The 16,619-nt window shown below is 71.6% G+C and carries 15 protein-coding genes; 2 read left to right on the forward strand and 13 right to left on the reverse strand.

The genetic code is table 11. The annotated features are described in order from the left end of the window. Positions 1–67 precede the first annotated feature (67 nt). Both IFT77_RS03585 and IFT77_RS03590 read right to left on the reverse strand, forming a co-directional pair. Positions 68–1,054 (reverse strand): tetratricopeptide repeat protein, encoded by a 987-nt coding sequence (locus tag IFT77_RS03585; protein ID WP_192169223.1) that lies wholly within the window; start codon positions 1,052–1,054, stop codon positions 68–70. Then, positions 1,051–2,853 carry a hypothetical protein gene (locus IFT77_RS03590; RefSeq protein WP_192169224.1) on the reverse strand — a complete coding sequence of 601 codons (1,803 nt, stop codon included), beginning with the start codon at positions 2,851–2,853 and terminating at the stop codon, positions 1,051–1,053. Before IFT77_RS03590 ends, IFT77_RS03585 begins: the two co-directional genes overlap by 4 nt. Positions 2,854–3,100: 247 nt before the next feature. Between IFT77_RS03590 and IFT77_RS03595 the strand changes: the two genes are divergently transcribed. Beyond that, positions 3,101–4,852, forward strand: a complete 1,752-nt coding sequence (locus IFT77_RS03595; protein WP_192169225.1) for a hypothetical protein — start codon at positions 3,101–3,103, stop codon at positions 4,850–4,852. 55 nt (positions 4,853–4,907) lie between these two features. Then, positions 4,908–5,966, forward strand: a complete 1,059-nt coding sequence (locus IFT77_RS03600; RefSeq protein ID WP_192041975.1) for an AI-2E family transporter — start codon at positions 4,908–4,910, stop codon at positions 5,964–5,966. Between the two features lie 40 nt (positions 5,967–6,006). Here the strand turns inward: IFT77_RS03600 and IFT77_RS03605 are convergent, their stop codons facing one another. The 11 genes from IFT77_RS03605 to IFT77_RS03655 form a co-directional block, all read right to left on the reverse strand. Continuing rightward, entirely contained in the window at positions 6,007–6,771 is a 765-nt protein-coding gene (locus IFT77_RS03605) for an alpha/beta hydrolase (RefSeq protein WP_192169226.1), read from the reverse strand. Next, complete coding sequence (locus tag IFT77_RS03610; RefSeq protein ID WP_192169227.1) at positions 6,768–7,085, reverse strand: hypothetical protein; 318 nt, start codon at positions 7,083–7,085, stop codon at positions 6,768–6,770. Before IFT77_RS03610 ends, IFT77_RS03605 begins: the two co-directional genes overlap by 4 nt. 36 nt (positions 7,086–7,121) lie before the next feature. Beyond that, complete coding sequence (locus tag IFT77_RS16695) at positions 7,122–7,922, reverse strand: lytic transglycosylase domain-containing protein (protein ID WP_244638385.1); 801 nt, start codon at positions 7,920–7,922, stop codon at positions 7,122–7,124. Between the two features lie 95 nt (positions 7,923–8,017). Continuing rightward, positions 8,018–8,578 carry a DivIVA domain-containing protein gene (locus IFT77_RS03620; protein WP_197980541.1) on the reverse strand — a complete coding sequence of 187 codons (561 nt, stop codon included), beginning with the start codon at positions 8,576–8,578 and terminating at the stop codon, positions 8,018–8,020. 46 nt (positions 8,579–8,624) lie between these two features. Beyond that, positions 8,625–9,623, reverse strand: coding sequence for a phosphatidate cytidylyltransferase (locus tag IFT77_RS03625; protein WP_192169228.1), 999 nt, complete (start codon positions 9,621–9,623; stop codon positions 8,625–8,627). Further along, positions 9,624–10,142, reverse strand: coding sequence for a ribosome recycling factor (gene frr, locus IFT77_RS03630; RefSeq protein WP_197980542.1), 519 nt, complete (start codon positions 10,140–10,142; stop codon positions 9,624–9,626). A gap of 72 nt (positions 10,143–10,214) precedes the next feature. Further along, positions 10,215–10,934 carry a UMP kinase gene (gene pyrH, locus IFT77_RS03635; protein WP_192042350.1) on the reverse strand — a complete coding sequence of 240 codons (720 nt, stop codon included), beginning with the start codon at positions 10,932–10,934 and terminating at the stop codon, positions 10,215–10,217. A 169-nt stretch (positions 10,935–11,103) separates the two neighbouring features. Further along, on the reverse strand, positions 11,104–11,931 hold the full coding sequence (gene tsf / locus IFT77_RS03640; protein ID WP_192169229.1) for a translation elongation factor Ts: 828 nt from the start codon (positions 11,929–11,931) through the stop codon (positions 11,104–11,106). 45 nt (positions 11,932–11,976) lie between these two features. After that, a complete protein-coding gene (rpsB, locus tag IFT77_RS03645) occupies positions 11,977–12,942 on the reverse strand; it encodes a 30S ribosomal protein S2 (protein ID WP_192169230.1) in 966 nt (321 codons plus the stop codon). Positions 12,943–13,303: 361 nt separating this feature from the next. After that, positions 13,304–15,025, reverse strand: coding sequence for a BCCT family transporter (locus IFT77_RS03650; RefSeq protein WP_192169231.1), 1,722 nt, complete (start codon positions 15,023–15,025; stop codon positions 13,304–13,306). A 70-nt stretch (positions 15,026–15,095) separates the two neighbouring features. Continuing rightward, positions 15,096–16,616 (reverse strand): sugar porter family MFS transporter, encoded by a 1,521-nt coding sequence (locus tag IFT77_RS03655; protein WP_192041981.1) that lies wholly within the window; start codon positions 16,614–16,616, stop codon positions 15,096–15,098. Between the last annotated feature and the right edge of the window lie 3 nt (positions 16,617–16,619).

Here is a 16,619-nt window from a genome sequence, read left to right on the forward strand (position 1 = left end):
CCCCGGGGCGACATGCACGAAGGGCCCCGACGACCTGGTCGTCGGGGCCCTTCGTGCACGCTGCGGATCAGTACAGCAGCATCGTCAACCGACGCCGGGCGGCGGCGACGCGGGGGTCGTCCAGGCCGACGATCTCGAAGTAGTCGAGGAGGCGGGTGCGGGCTGCGTCCTTGCCGGCCGCGTCGAGCGACGGGAAGACCGTCAGCACGCGGTCGAAGGCGTCGTCGACGTGGCCACCGCTGACGTCGAGGTCGGCGACCGCCAGCTGGGCGTCGACGTCGGTCGGAGCCGCAGCGGCCGCGCCGCGGACGTCGGCGATCGTCACGCCCTGCAGGCGGGCGATCAGCGACACCTGGGCGAGGCCCGCGACGGCCAGCTGGTCGCGCGGGTCCTGCGCGATGGCCGTGCGGTAGGCGGTGATCGCCGCGTCGTAGTCGCCCCGGTCGATGGCGTCGTAGGCGTCCTGGTGGTGCGGCGGCAGGGGCTCGGGCTCGGGTTCGGGCGTCTCGCCGTCCGCGGAGGCCGCGGCGCCGTCGACCACGGCCGTCCCGGTGACGCCGTTCTGGGCGGCCAGCTCGAGCACCTGCTCGAACACGTCGCGCACCTGGGCCTCGGGCAACGCGCCCACGAACAGCTGTACGGGCCGACCGCCGATGACGGCCGCCACCGCGGGGATCGACTGCGCCTGGAACGCCTCGGTCAGCTGGGGGTTCGCGTCGACGTCGACCTTGACGAGCAGCAGGCGGCCGGCGTACTCGGCCACGAGCTTGTCGAGGACGGGCGAGAGCTGCTTGCACGGCCCGCACCACTCGGCCCAGAGGTCGACGATCACGGGGACCGTGTTGCTCAGCTCGAGCACCTGGGAGAAGGTCGCGTCGGTCGCGTCGACGACGAGCGCGGGGACCGCAACGGCGGCGCCCGGGGCGCCGGCGAACTGGCCGGGTGCCGTCGGCTGCGCAGGAGCGCCGGCGGCGGACGGTGCGGGCCGGTTGACGAGGGACGACAGGTCGACTGCCCCTCGGAGGCCGGCGGGGACGGGGGGAAGGCCGGTCACGGCAGCTCCTTCGCTTGGATGAGTGCCTGGCTGAAGCCGAGCAGGACGATCTTGTCGTCGCTGCCCACGGGAGGCACCTGGAACAACAACTGGACACCGTAGGTCGCCTCGATGCCCTTCTTGGACGTGTCGAGGCCGAGCAGGGACTTGACGACGCCCTGCGGCTCGACGCTCGCGCCCTCGGCGGTCGGCTTGACCGTCTCGACCTCGTTCAGCGCCACCGAGACGAGCGCCCCGGCGTCGTTCGTCGCGAAGGCCACCGCGTCGTCCTCGACGGGGGACGACGAGAACTCGATGGAGGCGGTGGTCGGCAGGGCCGTCCGCTTCGCGTCCTTGTAGGCCTTGCCGATCTTGTCCCGCAGCGTGTCGCCCTCGCCCTGGAACTGCGGTGCCCACTGGCTCTCGTCCCCGTTGCGGAGGATGTCGCCGTAGGCCTCGGCGAGCTGGTCCGGCCGCAGGGTGAGGAGCTTGACGTCCGGTGCGAGCCTCGCGGCCCCGATGGTGGCGGGCGCGACGGTCGGCAGGGTGGCCTGCGCCTCCAGCGACTGGGCGTACTCGACCTTGTACGGGTCGCGAGCCGTCTCCTGGAGCAGAGTCAGGGCGACGGGCGCCTTCGTCGCGTCGGCGTCCTGGACGACCGTGAAGAGGGTGCGCGGCCACGTGTCGGACTGCTGGGGCAGCGTGAGGGTGACGTCGCCGGCGGGGATGGCCAGGGGGCCGGCGGCCGCGGCGTCCTTCGCCCGGATGACGTAGTCGGCCTGGCGCTGCTGGAGGGCGGGACCGGTGAACCGCGTCTCGGCCAGCGCGGCGTCGAGCGCACCGTCCGCCTGCGCCGCCACCGCCGCGATGCGCTCGACGATCCGCTCGGCCTGGGCGACCGTCACGACCGGGGGCTGCACGCTCGGGGCGTCGTCCTCGGCGTCGGCGCCGTCGGTCGGGGTGGCTGTCGGGGTCGCCGTCGCGGACGAGCTCGCGCCCTCGGCGGGGGCCGGCCAGTAGTCCGCGGAGCAGCCGGCGAGGGCCAGGGACCCGACGAGGAGGACGGGCACGACGGCGACCGACCGACGCGTCCGGCCTCGACGCATGCCGGACGACGCCGAGGCGTCGATCGACTCGGGGGTCCCCGCCTTGAGCGCGCGGCGGCGGGACGGCCGGGAGAGCTTCGGGCGCGAGCCGTCGCTGGAGGTGCGGCGGGGGCCGCGGGTCCGGCGGTGGTGCACGATCGCCCAGATGTACAGCAGCACGCCGATCAGGAGCGTGACCAGTCCGCCGACGATCAGGGGGCCGGCGGTCGGGGTCGCCGTCGAGAGGGGCCAGGTGACCGCGACGTCGGCCGGGGCGGGCTCGGTCCCGTCGGAGACGACGACGAGGGACACGTCGTCGGGCGCGTCGAGGGAGAAGGTCAGGGGGCTGCCGCTGTACTGGTCGTACCAGAGGTCGGAGTCGGCCGGGTCGGGCACCGTCGTCTCGTCGCCGGCGACGGTGCGGGTCGTCAGCTCGCCCGCGTCCGCGTCCCACTCGACGAGGTTGTAGTCGGCGTCGCCGACCCAGCCGAGCACGTCGGAGGTGCGGCCGGTGGCCGCGAACACCGTGTCGGCTCCGTCGATCGAGACGGTCTGGCGGCCGTCGTGCCCGTGCAGGGCGCTGGCGGGGACGACGGTGACGGTCGCCTCGGAGGAGCTGGTCGACACCGAGGACGAGACGCTCGACGGAGGCGCGAACACCGTGCGCTGGGCGAACCCGAGGGCCACCATCAGCGCCGCGAGCACGACGACGACGACAGCGATGATGAAACGCACGTTGTTTTCTCCCTCCGTGCCGCCATCCCGGTCGGGTGGGAGCGCCGCGGCAGACGCCGTCGGAGCTCGCGCGGGCCTGGCCGGGAGGCCGGGCACGGCGGCGGGTATTTAAGACGGCTCAGCGTATCCGACCAGCCTGAGTGCCGCACCCCGGCCTTCCTCGGGGACCGTCACGCCCTCCTCCGGCCGCTAAAATCGTCGCGCCGGGCACGTGAGCAGTGTCCGCCACGGACGCGAGGGAGACACAGTGGCTGCTGACGACACGGAATTCGGGACCGAGCTGCGCGGCTACCGCAAGGACGACGTCGACGCGGCCCTCGGGGACCTCCGTCGCGAGCTGATCAAGGCCAACGCCGACCGTGCCGAGATGGCAGGGTCCGTCAAGCAGCTGCAGACGCGCCTCGACGACCTGCAGACGGAGCTCGAGGAGGCCGGCACGCCCACCTACGCCGGGCTGGGCAGCAAGCTCGAGCAGACCCTCCGGCTCGCGGAGGAGCAGGCGACCGCCCTCGTCAGCAAGGCCGACATCGACTCCGAGGAGCTCCGCACCTCGTCGACGAGCGAGGCACGCCGGGTGCTCTCCGACGCCCGGGAGCGCGCCGACGCCCTCCTCGAGGACGCCCGGGGCCGGGCCGCCGCCCAGGTCGCCGAGAGCACCGGCGAGGCCGACCGCATGGTGGCCAGGGCGCGCGGCGAGGCGCGTTCGCTGCTGCAGGAGGCCCAGCGCGACTCCTCCGCCATGCGGGGCGCCGCGGCCACCGAGTCGGCCGAGAACGTCAGCACGGCACGGCACGAGGTCGCCGCCCTGCACGCGACGGCCGAGCGCGAGGTCGCCGAGCTGCGGGCCCAGGTCGAGCGCGAGGTCGCCGACGCCCGGGACGGCGCCGCGGCGCTGGCACGGGACACCGAGCTGGCACGAGCCGAGTTCGTCGCCGAGGACGAGCGCGTGCGCGCCGACCTCGCCCGCGAGTCCGAGACGGTCCGCGCCGAGCTGGCGCGCCTCGACGAGACCACCCGCGCCGACCTCGAGCTCGAGGTGGCCACCCGACGGGACGACCTCGCCCGGGAGGTCGAGGCCGCCCGTGCCGAGCTCGACGACGACGTCGACACCGGCCGTGCGGAGCTCGCGGAGCACGTCGCGGTCACCAGGGCAGAGCTCGACGCGGACGTCGCGCAGACGCGCGCCGCCCTGGAGCGCGAGGTCGAGGAGGCGCGCCTCGCGGCGAGGAGGGAGGTCGAGTCCGCCAGGGCCGACCTCGAGCACGAGCTGACGACGGCTCGAGACGCCCTCTCCGCCGAGGTCGCCGCCACCCACGAGCGCCTCGAGCGCGAGGTGCAGCAGCAGCGGGACCGGCTCGAGCGCGAGGCGGGCGAGGCGCGGGCCGTCGTCGAGGCCGAGACGGTCAACGCGAGGGCCGACCTCGACGCCGAGGTGGCCGAGAGCCAGGCGCAGCTGGTCGACGACGAGGAGGCGCAGCGCGTGCGCCTCGCGGCCGAGGTCGCGACCCAGCAGGCGAGGCTCGTCGCCGACCGCGAGACCGCCGTCGCCGAGCTCGCCCGGGAGCTCGTGGAGCGCCGCAGCGACGCGGAGGTGGAGCTGCGCACCCGACGCGACGAGGCCGAGCGTGAGCTGGTGCAGCGGCACCACGCCGCGGTGGCCGAGACGCAGGGCTACCTCGACGACGCTGCGGGGCAGCTCGAGGAGGCGCGTCAGCGCGCCGTCGAGACCCGACGCGAGGCGGACGAGCTGGAGCGCACGTCGCACGAGCACGCCCGCAGGGTCCGGTCCGAGGCGGACGCCACGGCGCACGACGTCCTCACGAACGCGGAGCAGCGCGCCGCGAGCCTGGTCGACGACGCCGAGCGCCGGTCCGCCGAGCTCACGGACGACGCCGAGCGCCGGCTCGCCGAGATCCGGGAGGAACGCGACGCCGTCGCGGGGTACCTCGAGAACCTGCGCGCCGTGTTGGCCCCGCAGGCACAGGGTGCGTCAGAGTAGGCAGTCGGTGGCGTCGGGCTGAACGGCGCACCGGTCGTCGACAGGAGCTGCCCGCGTGAAGATCCACGATCCGTTCCGCCTCGGGCTGCTGGCGGGCCTCGGCGTCATCGCCGCCCTCGTCATCGGGGGCGCCCTCAGCGAGCTGTCGACGATCCTCACCTACGTGGGCGCCGCGATCTTCATCGCCCTGGGCCTCGACCCGGTCGTGTCCTGGCTGGAGAACCGCTCGGTGCCGCGCTGGCTCGCGATCGTCGTCGTCTTCACGGTCGCGATCGGCGCCTTCGTCGGCGTGGTCTTCGCGATCGTGCCCGTCATCGTCAGCCAGGCGACGACGCTGATCACGAGCCTCGTCACGTACCTGCAGAGCGTCACCACGCAGGAGTTCGTCGACAACCTCCAGGCGCTGGTGCCCCAGAACTTCTTCGACGTCCAGCAGGCGCTCGACTCGGTCCTCGACTTCCTCACGAACCCCGACAACGTCGTCACCATCGGCGGCGGCGTGCTGGCCGTGGGCGTGGCCATCGGCAACGGGGTCTTCGCCACGGTCGTCGTGGTCATCCTCGTGCTCTACTTCACCTCGTCGATCAACACCTTCAAGGCCGGCATCTACCAGCTCGTCCCCGCCTCCAAGCGCGTGCGGTTCGCCGACATCGCCGAGCAGATCAGCCAGTCGGTGGGCCGGTACGTGATCGGCCAGTTCACGCTCGCCGCCATCAACGGCGTCCTCAGCTTCGTGTTCCTCAGCTCCATCGGGGCGCAGCAGCCGGCGGTCTTCGCCTTCATCGCGTTCCTCGGCTCGATCATCCCGCTCGTCGGCACCATCAGCGGGTCGGCCATCATCGTGCTCGCGCAGATCGTGCTGCTGCCGGACTCCCCCGCGACCTGGGTCACCGCCGCCATCTGGTACCTCGTCTACATGCAGGTCGAGGCCTACGTCCTCAGCCCTCGCATCATGCGCCGTGCGGTCAAGGTCCCGGGGGTCGTCGTCGTCATCGCCGCGCTCACCGGCGGCACCCTGCTGGGCGTGCTCGGGGCGCTGATCGCCATCCCGGTCGCCGCCTCGATACTCCTGATCATCCGGCAGGTCGTGGTGCCCCGGCAGGACGCGCGCTGAGGGCAGGACCCGCCGCGGACGAGCCGTCGGCGGGGCTCCCCTAGGAGACGCCCTGCTCGCCCTCCGAGGGAGGCCACGTGGTCGGCAGCGGGAGCGCACCGGGCGCCACGCGCCGCACGATCTCGTCGAGCACCCTCGACGTCTGCTTCTCGCCCACCCAGAGGTGCTTGCCGCCCTCGACCGCGACGACCTCGGCGCGGGGCACGGCGGCGAACCGTGCCCGCGCCTCCTCGGGCTGCAGGTAGTCGTCGTGCTCGGGGACGACGGCGACGATCGGCACCTCGGAGTCGTTCCAGGCGGCGAGCTCGGCGTCCGTCGTGCGGTGCAGGGGCGGGGAGAGCAGGAGGAGCCCCGCGACGTCGACCCCGCGGCCGTGCTTGAGCGCGACCTCGGTGCCGAACGACCAGCCGAGCAGCCACGGCGTGGGCAGGCCGGCGCCCTGGACGAGGGCGACGGCCGCCCTCAGGTCGGCAGCCTCGGCCTCGCCCTCTCCGAACGCCCCCTCGGAACGCCCCCGGGGCGACGAGACGCCGCGGAAGTTGAAGCGGAGGACGGCGACGTCGGCCAGCGCCGGCAGCCGGGCCGCGGCCTTCCTGATCACGTGCGAGTCCATGAATCCGCCGGCGGTGGGCAGGGGGTGCAGCGTGACGAGGGCGGCGACCGGGTCGCGGTCGAGCGGCAGCGCGAGCTCGCCCACCAGGGTGAGCCCGTCCGCTGTGCGGAGCTCGACGTCGGAGCGGCGGGCCGGGAGCTCGACGCCGCCGCGGACGTCCACGGGAGAGGCCGAGGCAGAGGGCAGGGTCATGAGATCCTCCAGCAGTGGGTGTGCCAGTGTCGGCGCGAGGCGAGGTCGTCCTGCTCGCCGAACAGCCCGTCGGCACGCCAGACGACGAGGTGGGGCGTGCCCGGGGAGACCGTCAGGGCACAGCCAGGGCAGGTGTACTCCTTGACCGCCGAGGAGGCGGACACCGACTGGACGACGAACTCACGCCCGCGTCGCGTCTCGGTCCGTGGACCGCCGAAGAGGGAGCGCGCGAGATCACGCCCGTCGCGGACTTCTTCTGCACGGTTCCGCTCCGCTCGGTCGCGCGGACGACGCGGGCGGTTGCTGCGGGGCATGACGTCCAGCGTAGCCGGACGGCCAGCGGCCTGGGCTCAGTACCAGCCGACGGACTGCGAGTGGCCCCACGCACCGCACGGCGTCGCGTAGCGACCCTGGATGTAGCCGAGGCCCCAGGTGATCTGCGTGGCAGGGTTCGTCTGCCAGTCAGCACCGGCCGAGGCCATCTTGCTGCCCGGCAGGGCCTGCGGGATGCCGTGCGCCCCGCTGGACTTGTTGTGGGCGTTGATGTTCCAGCCCGATTCCTTCTGCCACAACGAGACCAGGCAATCGTACTCGCCGGTGCCCCAGCCGCGTGCGGCCACCATCTCGGCGGCGATGGCCTTGGCTGTGCCCGGGTCAGGAACGCCCGCCACGGGCGCGGCACCCGACGACGACGACTTCTTCGCGCTGCCCGACGACGAGGCTGAGGCAGCGGGCTCGTCCGTGGAGGCCTCCTCGACGACCGGCGCGGGGGGCGGCGGCGGAGGCGGCGGGAGGGTGACGCCGTACTGGTCGCGGTCAGCAGCCAGGACGACGCCGGCACCCACGACGAACGACTGGCCCGGTGCCACCAACGCGGCGGCGCCTCCTACGCTCGTCGTCGCCGCCTCGGCACCTGACAGCGGGTTCACGAGAGACGCGGACAGGAAGGCGAAGGTCGCGGCGAAGCCGACCAGCGGCAACGCGTAGCGGCGCCCGACCGAGGCACGAGGCGCACGGGCCGGCGGTGACGCAGGAGGCGCGACGAGCGAGGCGGGGACTCGTCGCCTCTCGATCGTGCGGGGTCGACTGACGACCAGCCGCTGCTCCGAGAGAGAGTGGCCCGTGGTCGCGTTCGCTGAGTGCCTGCCCATGAGTCCGTCCAGGGTAACGGATCCGTCACGGATCGGCCAGGGCCCTCCCTGGCGCGTCGTGGACGGGCCGGTCGCCGAGCCGCGCGGGACCTCCGTCAGCGGACGGCGAGCATCACGTCGACCACGGCGTCTAGGAGTACGTCCACCTGGGCCTCACGGTACCCCCCGCGCCGGGCGCGGAAGACCGCTCCTCGGACGTCGTCGATGCTGAGGGCCTTGCCGTCGCTGAAGTAGCCCTGCAGTCGCCGTGCCAGACGGTCCACGTCCTTCGGGTGGTAGCCGACGGTCAGCACGCTCACACGGTCGAACCGGTGGCCCACCGGGCGGTCGAGCCTCGCCACGATCTCCTCGGCCGCGCTGCGCGCCTCGCCGTACCAGCCCTCGTCGCCCGCGGCGGTCACCGCCCGGTCACGCTCGCGGCTCGCGAAGGCGTCCTCCAGGCGCTCGAGCGCCTGGTCGACGTGCGCCGGGGAGTAGCCGCCCTTCCGCATCGCGAACGCGGTCCGGCGGATGCGAGCCGAGTCGACCGGCGACGCCGCCTCGGCACCGCCCGTGTAGGCGGCTCGAGCCTCGGCGAGGAACGCCTCGACCTCGGACACGTCGTAGCCGCGCTGGCCCTTGGGCACCGTGGGGAAAGTTGAGCTCACGCCGTCCATCATGCCGCATCGACCTCGCGGGCCCACGGTGGGACCCTCCGCCGGGTCAGGCGACCAGCAGGTAGAGCGCGTAGGCAGCCGCCGCGGACGGCAACGTGCTGTCGAGGCGGTCGAGGAACCCGCCGTGGCCGGGCAGCCAGGTGCTGATGTCCTTGATGCCGAGGTCGCGCTTGATCAGCGACTCGGAGAGGTCGCCGATCGTCGCCGTGACGATGATCACCCCGCCGAGCACGAAGCCGAACCACCAGGGCTCGTCGAGCATCAGCCACGAGGTGAGCACGGCCGCGATCAGGCTCGCGGCGACGGACCCGGCGAAGCCCTCCCAGGTCTTCTTGGGGCTGATGCGGGGCGCCATCGGGTGCTTGCCGAAGTTGAGACCGGTCGCGTACGCGCCGGTGTCGACGGCGATCACGATGATGAGGGTCGCCAGGGTCCAGTTCGCCCCGTTCGGCTCGGCCGCGAGGACGAGCATGAAGCTGCCGAGGAACGAGCAGTAGATCTGCACGAACGCGCCGGCGCCGATGTCACGCCAGACGACGGAGGCGGGCTTGCGGTGCGAGGGACGCACCAGCTCGGCCACGCGCCAGAGCGACACGACGAGGACCCCGCCGACGAGGCCGAGCCACTGGCCCTGCACCCCGAAGACGAAGGAGAGCGGGACCATGGCCAGGCCCACCAGCACGCTCGGCAGGCGCGGCACGTCGCGCCCGGCGAAGCGGAGCGCGCTCGTCAGCTCGAAGCACAGCGACCCGATCAGGGCGCCGGCGACGATCATGAAGAACGCCGGCTCGAAGATCAGGCTCAGCAGGACGGCCGCGCCGAGCCCGACGCCCACCGCGATGGCTGCGGGGAGGTTGCGACCCGTGCGGGCCGTCAGCTTCTCGTTGCGGGCACCGAGCTGGGCACGGCGACTGCGGATCTGGCTCTCGAGGTCGTGCCGTGCGGCCTGCGCCCTGGCGTCGAAGTCGGCGCGACGGCTGCCGAGGGTGGTCTTGGGTGTCGGCACCGACTCGTCGGGACGTGCGCCGTCGGGAGCGTCGCTCATCTAGACCTCGAGCAGCTCGGCTTCCTTCTTCTTCAGGGCGTCGTCGATCTGGTCGATGTAGCCCTTCGTGACCGCCTCGAGCTCCTTCTCGCCGCGCGCGACCTCGTCGTCGCCGACCTCGGTCTTGAGCGCGTCGAGCGACTCCTTCGACTTGCGTCGGACGTTGCGGATCTGGACCTTGGCGTCCTCGCCCTTGCCGCGGACGATCTTGACGAATTCCTTGCGACGGTCCTGCGTCAGCTCGGGGATCGTCACGCGGACGAGCGTGCCGTCGTTGGTCGGGCTGGCACCGAGGTTCGGGAAGGTGGCGATGGCCCTCTCGATCTCCTTCAGGGCCGACTTGTCGTACGGCGTCACGATCATGGTGCGCGCCTCGGGCACCTGCAGCGACGCGAGCTGCGCCAGCGGCGTCGGCGTCCCGTAGTAGTCGACCGGGATCTTCTGGAACAGGCTGGGGTTGATCCGCCCAGTCCGCACCTGCCCGAAGTCCGTCTTGGCCGACTCGAGGGCCCGGTCCATCTTCTCGCGTGTCTCGGTCAGTACGTCAGTGATCGTCACGATGCTCCCTTGGTTCGTCGTCGAGCTTAGTCGTCAGTTGCTGACGAGGGTCCCGATGCGCTCGCCCCGTATGGCGCGGGCGATGTTGCCGTCGCCCTCCATCCCGAAGACGTGCATCGGCATGCCGTTGTCCATGCAGAGGCTGAACGCGGTCGAGTCGACCACCTTCAGGCCCTGGACCAGCGCCTCCTGGTAGGTGAGGCGGTCGAGCTTGACCGCGGACGGGTCGTGGCGAGGGTCCGCCGAGTAGACGCCGTCGACGCCGTTCTTCGCGACCAGCACCTCGGCGGCCCCGATCTCGAGCGCGCGCTGCGCCGAGACGGTGTCGGTCGAGAAGTAGGGCAGGCCCGCGCCCGCGCCGAAGATGACGACGCGGCCCTTCTCGAGGTGGCGCTCCGCGCGGCGCGGGATGTACGGCTCGGCGACCTGGGTCATCTCGATGGCGCTCTGCACGCGCGTGGCGGCGCCGGCCTGCTCGAGGAAGTCCTGCAGGGCGAGGGCGTTCATGACGGTGCCCAGCATGCCCATGTAGTCGGCCCGCGCCCGGTCCATGCCGCGCTGGCTCAGCTCGGCGCCGCGGAAGAAGTTGCCGCCGCCGACGACGATGGCGATCTCGACGTCCTTCGCGGCCTCGGCGATCTCGCGGGCGATGGCTCCGACGACGTCGGGGTTGACGCCGAGCTGCCCGCCCCCGAAGGCCTCGCCCGAGAGCTTGAGGAGGACGCGTCGTCGTGTGGTGGTGTCTGTCGTCATGTGGGGTCTCCCTCGTGTCGTGGCCGTAGCCAGGGTAGCGAGTCGCGGCGCAGGTGCCCGATCGTCTGGTGCCCGGCGCGCACCTCCTCGGCCTCGACGGGCCGGGACGGCGGCGGGCGCACGAACGGGGTCCGGGACGCGTGCGTCCCGGACCCCGTCCCGTGGCTGGCTAGGCGCCGACCTTGATCCGGGCGAAGCCCTGGATCTCGATGCCGGCCTGCTCGACGACCTTCGCGACCGACAGCTTGCTGTCCTTCGCGTAGGCCTGGTCGAGCAGGGCGATCTCCTTGAAGAAGCCGGTCAGGCGACCCTCGATGATCTTCGGCAGGGCGGCCTCGGGCTTGCCCTCGTTCTTCGCGGTCTCCTCGACGATGGCGCGCTCCTTGGCGACGTCCTCGGCGGGGACCTCGTCGCGCGACAGGTACGTCGGCGCGGCGAAGGCCACGTGCTGGGCGACCGAGCGAGCGGTCTCGGCGTCGGAGCCGGTGTAGCCCACGACCACGCCGACCTGCGGGGGCAGGTCCTTCGAGGTCTTGTGCAGGTAGATCGCGAACTCGGTGCCCTCGACACGGGCGACCGTGCGGAGCTCGACCTTCTCGCCCATGAGCGCGGCCTCGTCGTTGACGAAGGCCTCGACGGTCTGGCCGCCGATCGCGGCGGCGTTGCCCTCGGCGGCGTCCTTCGCGCCGGAGGCCGCGACGGCCTCGAGCACGGAGTCGGCCAGCGCGATGAACTTCTCGTTCTTCGCGACGAAGTCGGTCTCGCTGGCGAGCTCGATCAGGGTGGCGTAGCCGCCCGACGCCTTGGCGGCGACGAGGCCCGCGGTGGTCTGACGGCCCTCGCGCTTGGCGACGCCCTTCAGTCCCTTGACGCGCAGGATCTCGACGGCCTTCTCGATGTCGCCATCGGCCTCGACGAGTGCGTTCTTGCTGTCCATCATGCCCGCGCCGAGGCGGTCACGGAGGGTCTTCACGTCAGCGGCGGAGAAATTCGCCATTGTCTGACTTCCTTTCGTGGAGTCGGAAGGGGGAGGTGGGGGGTTCTACTTCGCGTCCGCAGCGGCGTCGGCGTCGGCCGGCTCCGCAGCGGTCTCGTCGCGGGGCTCGGCGACGGGCTCGACGACCGGCTCGCCCAGGGGCTTCTCGGCGACCTGAGCGTCGGCGTCGTTCTCCTCGACGGGAACGGCCTCGACGGGCGTCTCGGCGGCGGGCGCGGACTCGGCGGGAGCCGACTCGGCGGCCTTCGCCTCGCCCTGGGCGAGCAGCTCGGCCTCCCACTCGGCGAGGGGCTCGACGGGAGCGTCAGCGTCTTCCGGCTTCTGGTGACGCTGCACCAGGCCCTCGGCGGCGGCGTCGGCGACGATGCGGGTCAGCAGGCCGACGGAGCGGATGGCGTCGTCGTTGCCAGGGATCGGGAAGGTGATCTCGTCGGGGTCGCAGTTCGTGTCGAGGATGCCGATGACCGGGATGCCCAGCTTCTTGGCCTCGTCGATCGCGAGGTGCTCCTTCTTGGTGTCGACGACCCAGAGGGCGGACGGCGTCTTGGTCAGGTTGCGGATGCCGCCGAGCGTCTTGTGCAGCTTGTCGAGCTCGCGCTTCTTGATCAGGAGCTCTTTCTTGGTGAAGCCCTGCGTCGTGTCGTCGAAGTCGATGTCCTCGAGCTCCTTCATGCGGGCGAGGCGCTTCGAGACCGTCTGGAAGTTGGTCAGGAGACCACCGAGCCAGCGCTGGTTCACGAAGGGCTGGCCGACGCGGTTCGCCTGCTCGGCGATGGAGCCCTGGGCCTGCTTCTTGGTGCCGACGAAGAGGACGGTGCCGCCGTGGGCGACCGTCTCCTTGACGAAGTCGTACGCCTGGTCGATGTAGCCGAGCGACTGCTGCAGGTCGATGATGTGGATGCCGGAGCGCTCGGCGAGGATGAATCGCTTCACCTTCGGGTTCCAGCGGCGGGTCTGGTGTCCGAAGTGGACGCCGCTGTCGAGCAGCTGGCGGATGGTGACGACGGCCATGGTCGTTCTCCTATTTCGTGCGGCACGCGCGGACGCGAGCCTGTTGTCGGTTGTCTGGGCGGCCGGACGGCCGCCGCTGCCTGGTGCCCGGGCACGCATCCGCCGCCCGTGCCGGAGCACGATCGGACCGAGTGGATGCGGAGGCCGGTGTCACGCCACGGGCGGCCGAGCTGCGGGGCAACTGAGCTGCGAGGGCGAGGTGCGTCGAGACGCACGGGCACGCGAAGTCAGCCTGCTGAGCAGGCTGCACGCTCATGGTAGCACCGACGAGGGGCGCCCCGACGATGCGGGACGCCCCTGCGGGTCGTGTTCCGGGACGCCCCTGCGGGCGCCCGACGGCGGGGACGCGAGCCCCGGCGGCTCAGCGGGCTCGGCGCCTCGGGAAGCCGAGCGGACGACGCCTCGGGTGGGCCGCCTCCTCGAGTCCGAAGTGGTCGCCGATGCTGTCCCGGAACTGCCGGCGCTGGGCCCGCAGGAACTTGCGGTGCTCGTCGTCGAAGGCCCGGAAGGTCGCGACGCAGATGCCGATCATCACGACGCTGAAGGGCAGCGCCGTGATGATCGCCGCGGTCTTCAGGGCGTCGAGGCCACCGGTCAGCAGCAGGGCGATGGCGACGAGCGCGGTGACGACGGCCCAGAAGATGCGGACCCAGGTCTTGGGCTCGGTGTCGCCGCCGGTCGAGATCATCCCGAGCACGAGCGAGCCCGAGTCGGACGACGTGATGAAGAACAGGCCGATCAGCAGGATGGCGCCGAAGACGGCGATCGAGCCGCCCGGGAGGCCCTGCAGCATCTCGAACAGGGCGCCCTCGGTGTCGACCGAGCCGTCGGCCGAGACCAGGCCTCCCCCGCCGAACACCTCGCGGTAGAGCGCCGCGCCGCCCATGACGCTGAACCAGAGGAACGTGAGGATCGTGGGGACGACGAGGACGCCGGTGACGAACTCGCGGACGGTGCGCCCCTTCGAGATCCGGGCGATGAAGATGCCGACGAAGGGCGCCCACGACATCCACCAGCCCCAGTAGAAGGTCGTCCAGCTGCCCTGCCAGGCCTCGCCCTCGGCGCCGGAGAACGCGCTCACGGTGAAGGTCAGCCCGACGACGTTCTGCAGGTAGGCGCCGAGCGACTGCACGAAGTCGCGCAGGAGGAAGAGGGTGGGTCCGCTGACGAGCACGAAGACGAGCAGGAGCGCGGCGAGCACGATGTTGATGTTCGAGAGCCACTTCATGCCCTTGGTGACGCCGCTGACGAGCGAGAAGATGGTGACGCCCGTGATGGCGGCGATCAGGACCACCTGGACGACGATGGTCGGCTCGGCGATGCCGGCGGCGGAGAGGCCCGCCGAGATCTGCAGGACGCCGAGGCCGAGCGACGTGGCGACGCCGAAGAGGGTGCCGACGACCGAGACCACGTCGATCAGGTTTCCCCAGCCGCCCTTGACGCGGTCGCCGAGCAGGGGCTCGAGGGCCCAGCGGATCGAGACCGGGCGGCCCCGACGGTGGATCGCGTAGGCCATGCCGAGGCCGACGACGATGTAGATCGACCACGCGTGCACGCCCCAGTGCAGGTAGGTCTGGCTGAGGGCCTGACCGGCGAGCTCGTTGTCGTTGCCCGTGACGCCCGGCCGGGGGCTGGCGTAGTGGCTGAGCGGCTCGGCGACGCCGTAGAAGACGAGGCCGATGCCCATCCCCGCGGCGAAGAGCATCGACAGCCAGGAGCCGCGCGAGAACTCGGGCTCGTCGTCGTCCTTCCCGAGCTTGATGTCGCCGTAGCGGCTGAGCCCCATCCAGAGCGCGAAGACCACGAAGACCGCGGCCAGCAGCACGTAGTACCACCCGAAGGCGCCGACGATGCCGGACTGGACGGCACCGAACAGCCCCTCGGCGATCTGGGGGAACAGCATGGCGAACACCACGAACGCGAGGATGATCGCGGCCGCGGGCCAGAAGACCCACGGGGCGAACGCACGCTTCCTCGAGGCGCCGGAGGGCGCCTCCTGGTCCCGGGACGCGACCGCGGTCGCGCCCTCCGTCGAGGGTCCGTCGGCAGGCTCGACCGGGGTCGAGTCGTCGGCGTGGCTCATGAGAACGTCCTTCCACAGCGAGAACGCCCCGCCCGGAGCCGGACAGGGCGTTCGTCGATGATGCCAGAGATCAGGCGCGGGCGCCCCTGGCGGGCTTGCCGGAGCCCGACTCGACCGCGGACACGCCCATCTCCTCGAGGCTGCGGCCCTTCGTCTCGGGGATCTTCGCGAGCACGAAGAAGAACGAGATGAGGGCGAAGGCCGCGAAGATGCCGTACGACAGCGTGAGGCTGACGGCGGCGAGCGACGGGAACGACACCGTGACGATGAAGTTGGCGATCCAGTTGGCCATGCTGCCGACGCCGAGCGCCGTCGCACGGATGCTGTTCGGGAACATCTCGCCGAGCAGGACCCACATGAGCGGGCCCCAGGTGGCGCCGAACGACACGACGAAGAGGTTGGCCGCGACGAGCGCGACCGGGCCCCAGGCACCGGGCAGCTGCGGGTCGCCGCTGGAGTCGACGACCGACTGGCTGAACGAGATCGCCGTGACGGCGAGGCTGACGAACATCCCGATCGAGCCGGCCAGCAGCAGCGGGCGGCGGCCGACCTTGTCGACGAGGCCGATCGCCACGAACGTGACGACGACGTTCACGACGGCCGTGATGGTCGAGATCGTGAAGGAGTCGCTCTCCTGGAAGCCGACGGCCTGCCAGAGGGTCGTCGAGTAGTAGAAGATCACGTTGATGCCGACGAACTGCTGCAGCACGGCGAGGATGATGCCGACCCAGACGATCGGCTGCAGGCCGAACCTCGTGCCGCGGATGCTCGACTTCTTGTCGAGGGCGGCCTCGGTGGCGATGGAGTCCGTGATCTCCTTCAGGCTCGTGTCCACGGTCTCGGCGGGCACGATGCTCTTCAGCACGTCCTTCGCCTCGTCCTCCCGCCCCTCGCCGGCCAGGTAGCGCGGCGACTCGGGCAGTCGCCAGGCGAGGAAGCCGTAGACGACGGAGGGGACGATGCCGACGAGGAACATCCAGCGCCACGCGGCGAGGCCGAAGAGCGACGGCTCGGAGGCGCCTCCCGCGGTGACCGCGAAGAGCTGGTCCGAGAGCAGGGCGACGAAGATGCCGAGGGTGATGGCGAGTTGCTGGAACGACGCGAGCCGACCCCGGATCGCCTTCGGCGAGACCTCGGAGATGTACGCCGGAGCGATCACGGAGGCGATGCCGATGCCGAGGCCGCCGATGACGCGCCACAGGACGAGGTCCCAGACCGCGAAGGCGAACGCGGCGCCGATCGAGCTGATGAGGAACAGGGCCGCGCCGATGAGCATGACCTTGATGCGGCCCATCTTGTCGGCGAGACGGCCGGCGACGTACGCGCCGATCGCACAGCCGATCAGGGCCGAGGCCACAGCGAAGCCCGAGGCGAACTCGGTGAGCCCGAACTCGTCGGTGATGCTCTGGACCGCTCCGTTGATGACTGACGAGTCGAAGCCGAAGAGGAAGCCGCCGACGGCCGCGGCGACCGCGAGAGCCGTCACCCGTCTGTTCAGGCTCTTCGTCGTCTCTGGTGATCGCGCCGCGTTCGACACTGGGTCTCCGTTCCACTGCTCGGGGAGCGGGCTCGTGTCCTCGCTCCCCCACATCCG

This window comes from Frigoribacterium sp. CFBP 13729, from assembly GCF_014841875.1.
Taxonomy (GTDB): domain Bacteria; phylum Actinomycetota; class Actinomycetes; order Actinomycetales; family Microbacteriaceae; genus Frigoribacterium.

Excerpts from the sequence above, each read along its gene's own strand:
- IFT77_RS03605 (WP_192169226.1), bottom strand. The coding sequence starts at position 6,771 with ATGACCCTGCCCTCTGCCTCGGCCTCTCCCGTGGACGTCCGCGGCGGC.
- IFT77_RS03610 (WP_192169227.1), bottom strand. The coding sequence starts at position 7,085 with ATGCCCCGCAGCAACCGCCCGCGTCGTCCGCGCGACCGAGCGGAGCGG.
- IFT77_RS16695 (WP_244638385.1), bottom strand. The coding sequence starts at position 7,922 with ATGGGCAGGCACTCAGCGAACGCGACCACGGGCCACTCTCTCTCGGAG.
- IFT77_RS03620 (WP_197980541.1), bottom strand. The coding sequence starts at position 8,578 with ATGGACGGCGTGAGCTCAACTTTCCCCACGGTGCCCAAGGGCCAGCGC.
- IFT77_RS03625 (WP_192169228.1), bottom strand. The coding sequence starts at position 9,623 with ATGAGCGACGCTCCCGACGGCGCACGTCCCGACGAGTCGGTGCCGACA.
- frr (WP_197980542.1), bottom strand. The coding sequence starts at position 10,142 with ATGGACCGGGCCCTCGAGTCGGCCAAGACGGACTTCGGGCAGGTGCGG.
- pyrH (WP_192042350.1), bottom strand. The coding sequence starts at position 10,934 with ATGACGACAGACACCACCACACGACGACGCGTCCTCCTCAAGCTCTCG.
- tsf (WP_192169229.1), bottom strand. The coding sequence starts at position 11,931 with ATGGCGAATTTCTCCGCCGCTGACGTGAAGACCCTCCGTGACCGCCTC.
- rpsB (WP_192169230.1), bottom strand. The coding sequence starts at position 12,942 with ATGGCCGTCGTCACCATCCGCCAGCTGCTCGACAGCGGCGTCCACTTC.
- IFT77_RS03650 (WP_192169231.1), bottom strand. The coding sequence starts at position 15,025 with ATGAGCCACGCCGACGACTCGACCCCGGTCGAGCCTGCCGACGGACCC.
- IFT77_RS03655 (WP_192041981.1), bottom strand. The coding sequence starts at position 16,616 with ATGTGGGGGAGCGAGGACACGAGCCCGCTCCCCGAGCAGTGGAACGGA.